Origin of the sequence: Sulfurimonas sp. (assembly GCF_032250635.1) — a bacterium.
GTDB lineage: Bacteria > Campylobacterota > Campylobacteria > Campylobacterales > Sulfurimonadaceae > Sulfurimonas.
The window spans coordinates 1-7279 of sequence record NZ_JAVVFL010000118.1; the positions used below are offsets into that span (position 1 = coordinate 1).

Here is a 7279-nt window from a genome sequence, read left to right on the forward strand (position 1 = left end):
ATCAATATATTTATATCCCTCATACGGTTCATACGGTTCAAACTCTTTTCTTTTCTCACCCACATAGAACCCTTCAACATTGTCAACAGTTTTATATATCTTTACACCTGCTTGAGTAGCACAAAGAAATTTATAAATCGGATACCCTATGATTACATCCCATGTCGGGATTAAAAACCAAACTATAAAAATGATTCTTTTTATATGTTTATGCTGTACAACTTTTGGAATTAACCATAAAGCAATAAATAAAATAGCTATATATATTGCTATAGCTCCCATCATCATTAGTGCTATCATCTACGCCACCTCTTTCATATCTACATGTAGATTATTATTTTTCATCATTCTAAACCCTTATTTTTCCATGTAAAACAAATCTACATATAGCTTACATGTCAATTAGTTTTATCACATATACTGATAATTGAAGATTAGTTTACTTTCTTAAGTTTTCTTTGTCTATGTATTATCGTATTTTATACTATAAATAATATTAATTGTTAACTTTGGTTACATAAAACACTAAAAATATTAAAATATAATCACTTGACTATAATTCAAAGCAAGGTTAAGTTAAACTAACTTCTTAATTAATAGTTATAATTTTCAAGGAGTGTATTTGATTTATTTTATACCATTACTATTACTGTTTAACCTCGCTGTTAAGGCGCAAACAGTTACTTACCAAGAGCTTTTACAATCAGCAAGCGACAAGTCTATTAAACTAAAAATGTTTAAATCAGATGAAAATATAGAGAGTTCCAAAGTAGATACTCTTTATGCAAAATACTACCCTACTCTTGCGCTAAGTTATAACACAGAGTACAACAAAGACTTGGACGGTTTGCCTTCAGGTACAGAGTCAGTTGGAGACTCAGTTATCACAAGTGGGACCAGATATCAGAGTTCTCTATCTTTAAACTTAAACCATGAACTTTACCATTTTGGAGTAACTGAAGATAGTATTTTCATTGCAAAAAAAGAGGTAAATATAAAAAAATTTAACTGGTGTGAAGAGGAAAAAAAACTTCATCAGACTATTTTAGACAGATACAGCAGTGCTGTAAAATCAAAAACTAAAAGTAGTATAAAAGAGGAAATGCTTCAAATCCGCCAAAACTTATACAATGTAAAACAGAGGCTTCACAAAGCAGGTAAATACTCTAAGCTGGACTTAGGTGATGAAGCTATTACTATCATCGATTTAGAGAAAGATATAGAGCTGGCACTCCTACAGTACCAAGAAGACATTATTCATCTTAGCAGTCTGTCTCATGTTGAGCTTGATGAGAAAAGTACTGAGCTAATGGCAATTGGATTCAGCCATTCTGACTACTTAACTGATGACTTTGAAGAGACTACACTAGGACATAAATATTTAGAGCAAGTTAAGCAAAAGGAACAGGAGATATTGATGTTAACTCACTCTCAGTATCCAACACTATCTATGTATGGGAACTACTACATGTATGGTTCAGATCCAAACGACGCATATGAATCATTTGACAATATAAAAAAGAATAGTTGGAAGTTGGGTTTGGCAATTCGTTTGAATATCTTTGAAGGATTTAAATACAGCAATACATCTCAAACACTCCAGTATGAACTCCAGAGAATCAGAGAAGAGAGAGACTTATATAAACGCGAGTATGAGTATAACGCCAAAATGAAACGAAGTAAAATCTCTCACCTAAAAACTTTAGAAGACAAAGACGAAAATATGTATGATAAAACAACCCAGAAGGTGAATATGATGAACCGCCTGCGAGATAGCCATCAAGTTGACAGCATTAGTGAATTAAATACAATGCTTGAAGCTCTTGAGAGAAAACTGAACTTAAAGATAGAACAGAGTGATATGGCTTACGAGAATGCTTCTTTAGATATTTTATTTAGAGGAGCATCTCAATGCACTCAGCACTAGTAGCACTTGAAGTTGCAGGTAAACTAAACCGTATCTCTATAGATAGCAGAAGTATTATAAAAGAGTATGCGCTTGGCGATAATGAACCATCAATTGAAGAGTTATGCCGTATTGCCAAATACCAAGGTTTTCGTGCATCTATAAAAAAGACGACTATTGAGAAGCTTGTCTCTGCCTACCCTCTTCCTCTTTTAGTTTTGAAAAAAGATGGCATGTATATGAGTGTTGTTCAAGTAAATGAAGAGAAGAGAGAGCTACTTGTTTATGACACAAGTTCCAAAGAACCATACACTCTCTCTTATGACATGTACAATGAAATAAGCAGTGGAAAAGTTATCGTTCTTAAACATAAAATTCTATCTGAGCAAATTAGATTTGGATTTGGCTGGTTTTTTCATCAGATCATGAAGTATAAAAAGGTTATGAGTGAGGTTTTGATTGCATCATTTGTAATTCAACTCTTTGGTCTGGTTACTCCGCTTTTTACTCAAGTTATCTTAGATAAGGTTTTAGTTCACCGCTCTATGACCACTCTTGATGTCTTAGCTATTGCATTTGTTGTCGTGGCTCTGTTTGAGCTGGTGTTAAATCTAATACGAAACTATCTGTTCGCTCATACAACTTCAAAGATTGATGCCAAACTAGGAGCAAAACTCTTTCATCACCTCTTGGCTCTGCCACTTGTCTATTTTGAGAAGCGTAAAGTTGGTAATATCATAGCGCGAGTACGAGAACTAGACCAAATTCGCGAATTTATTGCAAACAAATCGGTCACTCTTATTATTGATGTACTCTTTTCAGGTGTATTTGTGGCAGTAATGCTTCTTTACAGTGTAAAACTTACTATGGTTGTTTTAGTATTTGTATCAATTATCACTCTTCTTTATCTGTTTATCACCCCTGAACTGCGTCGTCGTTTAGAGGAAAAATTTCAGATGGGAGCACAGTCAAACGCTTATCTTGTTGAATCCGTTACCGGTGTTCAGACTGTAAAATCTTTAGCCCTAGAAGGCTCAATGCAGAAAAAATGGGAAGATTATCTTGCCAAATATGTTAATGCCGGATTTCACTTAACAAACCTCTCAAACATCCTTGGTGGCGTTTCAGGTGCATTGCAAAAACTGATGACAATCTCTATGTTGTATGTTGGGGTTACCCTAGTTCTTGAAGGTAAACTAAGTGTTGGACAGCTTATAGCATTTCAGATGTTTGCAAATCAGTTTTCTGGGCCTGTTCTGCGTTTAGTCAATCTATGGAACGAGTTTCAGCAGACTCTTCTTTCAGTTGACAGATTGGGAGATATTCTAAATACACCGACCGAACAGACAAATGAAAAGGCTATAACTCTTCCTAACATAAATGGTTTAGTTAAGTTTGAAAAACTTGAGTTTTCTTATGCGCCAGACAGCCCACAGGTACTAAAAGGTATCTCGGCAGACTTTCCTGCCGGATACAGCGTAGGTTTAGTTGGAAGAAGCGGGAGTGGTAAAAGTACAATTGCCAAACTCCTACAGCGTTTATATCTTCCAACTGGTGGAGCTATTCATATAGATGGAGTTGATATACGTCATATGAATCCTAAGTGGCTGAGAAATAATATTGGTGTTGTACTTCAAGACAACTATCTTTTTAGCGGCAGTATCAAAGACAACATCTCGCTATCGCGTCCTGACGCTCCAATTGAGAATATTTTAGCTGCTTCACGAATGGCTGGCGCAGACGAGTTTGTAGCTGATCTGCCGGAAGGATACGATACTCAGGTAGGAGAACGCGGTTCAGCACTCTCAGGCGGCCAGCGTCAGCGTATCGCTATTGCAAGAGCGCTTCTTACTAATCCAAGAATCTTGATATTTGATGAAGCGACATCTGCTCTTGATTATGAATCAGAAAAAATCATTCAAAACAATCTAAAGACTATTAAAGAGGGTCGTACAATGTTTATGGTTGCACACCGGCTTAACACGGTAAAAGATTGTGATGTAATTTTAGTTATGGACAAAGGTAAGATTGTTGAACAAGGTTCTCATGATGAGCTAATAAAACAACATGCTTACTATCATATGCTGTACACACAACAAGATTAAAGGAGAGAAAATGGATATGTTTAGCACAAAAGACAGACACGAATTTAGACCTCTTCTGGTTGAGATAGAGGAGCGGCCGACAAGTCCTTTAGGTAGAGGTTTGTTGTGGACTATCCTTGCTTTTATGGTAATTACAACTCTCTGGCTTTTTCTAGCTAAAATAGATGTTGTAGTTACGGCTAGAGGCAAAGTGATACCATTGGGAGAGATAAAAGTTCTTCAGCCGATTGAAACAGGAGTTATCAGCAGTATCTCTGTAATTGAAGGTGATTACGTAACTAAAGGACAGATTTTAATGGAAATTGACCCATCTGTTACAGACACAAATCTTGACTCAAAACTTAAAAACCTTGAGTTGCTAGATGTGGAGATGGCAAGATTAACGGCTCTTGTGAAAAATGAAGAATTTTATCCATCTAAAATTACAAATGATAAAAATCTTCTCTCAACTCAAAAATTGATATATGATACTAAACGTTCAGGCTATCATCAACAACTACAGCTGGTAACACAGCAAATAAATCAAGTAGACTCTCAAAAAAAATCTATTACCGAGAATATAGACCGTGTTAAAAAATTGTCAGATTCAGCAGTAGCACGGGCAGAACGTCTTTTTGAAGTAAGAGATTTAATAACCCAAGAAGAGTATGAATCTGCGCGCAAAGATGTTATAGAGTATGAAGAACAAACATTAGTAAAAAAACATGAAGTAAATGAGCTAGACTCAAAGCAAACAGAGTTAATTGAACAAATACTTTTTATAACCCAAGACTACAAAAATAAACTTTTAGAAGAGTTGACAGAGAAGCGCAAAGAAGCAACTATGCTTCAAGTGGAGATAAAATCGATTCAATTTAAACAATCTAAACAGCGTTTAATTTCACCGGTAGATGGCTATATAGGAAAATTACATGTACATACCGTTGGCGGTGTTGTTACTCCTGCTGAAAAGCTTATTACCGTTATTCCAAAAGACGCACCGCTTATCATAAAAGCTACTGTACTCAATCAAGATAGTGGATTTATTAAAAAAGGGATGCAAACAGCGGTTAAGATAGATACTTTCGACTTTCAAAAGTATGGAATGATTCATGGAGTTGTTACACACAAAGCAGACGACTCAGTAGATGATGAAAAGCTAGGTCCGGTGTATGAGATATATATTGAACCAAAAGAGCACTTTTTAACAGTAAACTCAGAGAAAGTTTTCTTGCGCTCTGGCATGAGTGTTACAGCTGAGATGAAAGTCGGAAAACGTCGTGTAATTGAGTTTTTCTTGTATCCATTAATCAAATACCTCGATGAAGGAATGAGTGTTCGATGAAACAGTTCTTAATTACCATACTGTTTTTAAGCTCTTTACTAGCAGTTGATGATAGCGTAAACATAAAAGCCAAAGTTGTTGAAAAAGATGTAGTTGTGTATGCTCAAAACAGAAATCCTTTTTGCATAACCGTAAAATATGATGCATCTTATACCAACCTCTCTGCTGATAAAAAGCTGCCTCTGCTTTTTGTTATAAAACCTTTCACTAAAGAGGAAATTTTACATCTTAAAATTTTAAAAAATAAATTTTCTTTCAAAGCTCACTATGACTGGACAATCGGCTCAAAAGATGCAAAGCATGACGATAGCTATATTTATAAACTTCCATATAAGACGGGAACAGTGCAAAAGGTTTCTCAAGGTTTTAATGGAAAATTTACTCACTTTAATAATAGTCAGTATGCTGTAGATTTTGGGATGAAAGAAGGAACAGAAGTATATGCAGCCAGAGATGGTGTTGTTGTTAAAACAAAAGCTGACTCTAACTCTGGCGGAGCAAACCGTTCGTTTGAAAAACATGCTAATGAAATTATCATCGAACATAATGATGGAACCCTTGCTTCTTATACCCACCTCAAACAAAATGGTGTTCTTGTAAAAGTTGGAGAAAAAGTTAACCGTGCTCAACTAATTGGATACAGTGGTAAAACAGGCTACACAAGAGGACCGCATCTGCACTTTATAGTATATAAAGCGACTGATGGAAAAAATAGAAAGTCTTTTCCAATCAAGTTTATGAGTGCTGGAGGTATTGTAAATAATCCTACAATAGGTCAGGTTTATAGAAGTCATTAATAGATAAAGGTAAGATTATATTCTTAACAAATTTTTTAGCTAATTAATCCATACACATTCATATTCACAGCCTGCTATGATAGGTTATTAAATCTGTCTAATTATTTTAGAACTACCACACTGTAGAGTGTTTTTGACATCAGCTCTACTTGTTTCTTTGGTATAGTGTAATTGCAAGATATGGGAGTGCAGGCGTTGTTTCGCCCTTTTTATTTTTATAAAAAGTATAAGAAATGCGGGTGAAAGCGTGGTTGCGTTTTAGTGATACTGCATTATCATATATAAAATTTGGTACAAATAGCCAACTTATTCACACCATTTATGGTATGATTATATATATGAATCATACTATTAGAAGGAAAGAAGATTATGAAACGCTGGATTTGGCAACAAAGTGCGTATCCAAACTTTACCTATGACCTAAAAAGATTAGAGAGTTTGACACAAAAAGTCTCTCTTGAACAAGGATACTTAATCGCTCTTGCACAAACCATAGATAAAGACAATATCCTTCAAAGACGCTTTGAAGCCTTGATGAATGAAGCTATAAACACTTCTGCCATAGAGGGAGAGATTCTAAACCGCGATAGCGTAAAAGCCTCAATTCAAAAAAAGCTTGGATTCAAAGAGATAAACTATAAAAAAATAGATGAGGCGACAGATTATCTTATAGAGATACTTATAGATGCAAATACTAACTATGACAAAGAGTTGACGATGGAGAGGCTATTTGGTTGGCACAACGCTCTCTTCCCAAAAGGATACAGTGGATTACGCAAGGTAAATACAGCATCATTTAGAGGCGAAGAGACTATGGAAGTAGTAGGAATAGAGCGCGGCAGAGAGGTGGTTTTTTATGAAGCGCCGCCTAGAGCTGACTTAGAGCATGAGATGCAGAGATTTTTAGATTGGTTCAATGCTGCCGAACCTAGTTTGATAAAAGCCTGCACAGCACATCTTTGGTTTGTTGTAATCCACCCATTTGATGATGGAAACGGAAGAATCGCAAGAGCTATAACAGATTTGGTACTCTCAAAAATAGAAAACTCCAAAATCTCAAGACTCTACTCTATGTCAAGTGCCATAAACACAGACAGAAAAGGCTATTACAGCGCACTTGAGCATACTACTGGATATATAAATAAAG

Annotated in this window: 6 protein-coding genes; 5 read left to right on the top strand and 1 reads right to left on the bottom strand. The window is 35.5% G+C overall.

Annotated elements, in window-relative coordinates; all coding sequences use genetic code 11:
- On the bottom strand, nucleotides 1-300 hold a 300-nt coding region (locus RQ763_RS07865), incomplete at its 3' end, for a hypothetical protein (protein ID WP_314152211.1).
- 322 nt (nucleotides 301-622) lie between these two features.
- Between RQ763_RS07865 and RQ763_RS07870 the strand changes: the two genes are divergently transcribed.
- The 5 genes from RQ763_RS07870 to RQ763_RS07890 form a co-directional block, all read left to right on the top strand.
- Entirely contained in the window at nucleotides 623-1927 is a 1305-nt protein-coding gene (locus RQ763_RS07870) for a TolC family protein (protein ID WP_314152213.1), read from the top strand.
- Nucleotides 1912-4011, top strand: coding sequence for a type I secretion system permease/ATPase (locus tag RQ763_RS07875; protein ID WP_314152214.1), 2100 nt, complete (start codon nucleotides 1912-1914; stop codon nucleotides 4009-4011). The genes RQ763_RS07870 and RQ763_RS07875 overlap by 16 nt, the downstream gene beginning before the upstream one ends.
- A 10-nt stretch (nucleotides 4012-4021) precedes the next feature.
- Nucleotides 4022-5335 carry an HlyD family type I secretion periplasmic adaptor subunit gene (locus RQ763_RS07880; protein ID WP_314152215.1) on the top strand — a complete coding sequence of 438 codons (1314 nt, stop codon included), beginning with the start codon at nucleotides 4022-4024 and terminating at the stop codon, nucleotides 5333-5335.
- Nucleotides 5332-6132: a M23 family metallopeptidase gene (locus tag RQ763_RS07885; protein ID WP_314152216.1), complete on the top strand. Its 801-nt coding sequence runs from the start codon at nucleotides 5332-5334 to the stop codon at nucleotides 6130-6132. The genes RQ763_RS07880 and RQ763_RS07885 overlap by 4 nt, the downstream gene beginning before the upstream one ends.
- A 369-nt stretch (nucleotides 6133-6501) precedes the next feature.
- The coding region (locus tag RQ763_RS07890; protein ID WP_314152217.1) for a Fic family protein at nucleotides 6502-7279 on the top strand (778 nt) is incomplete at its 3' end.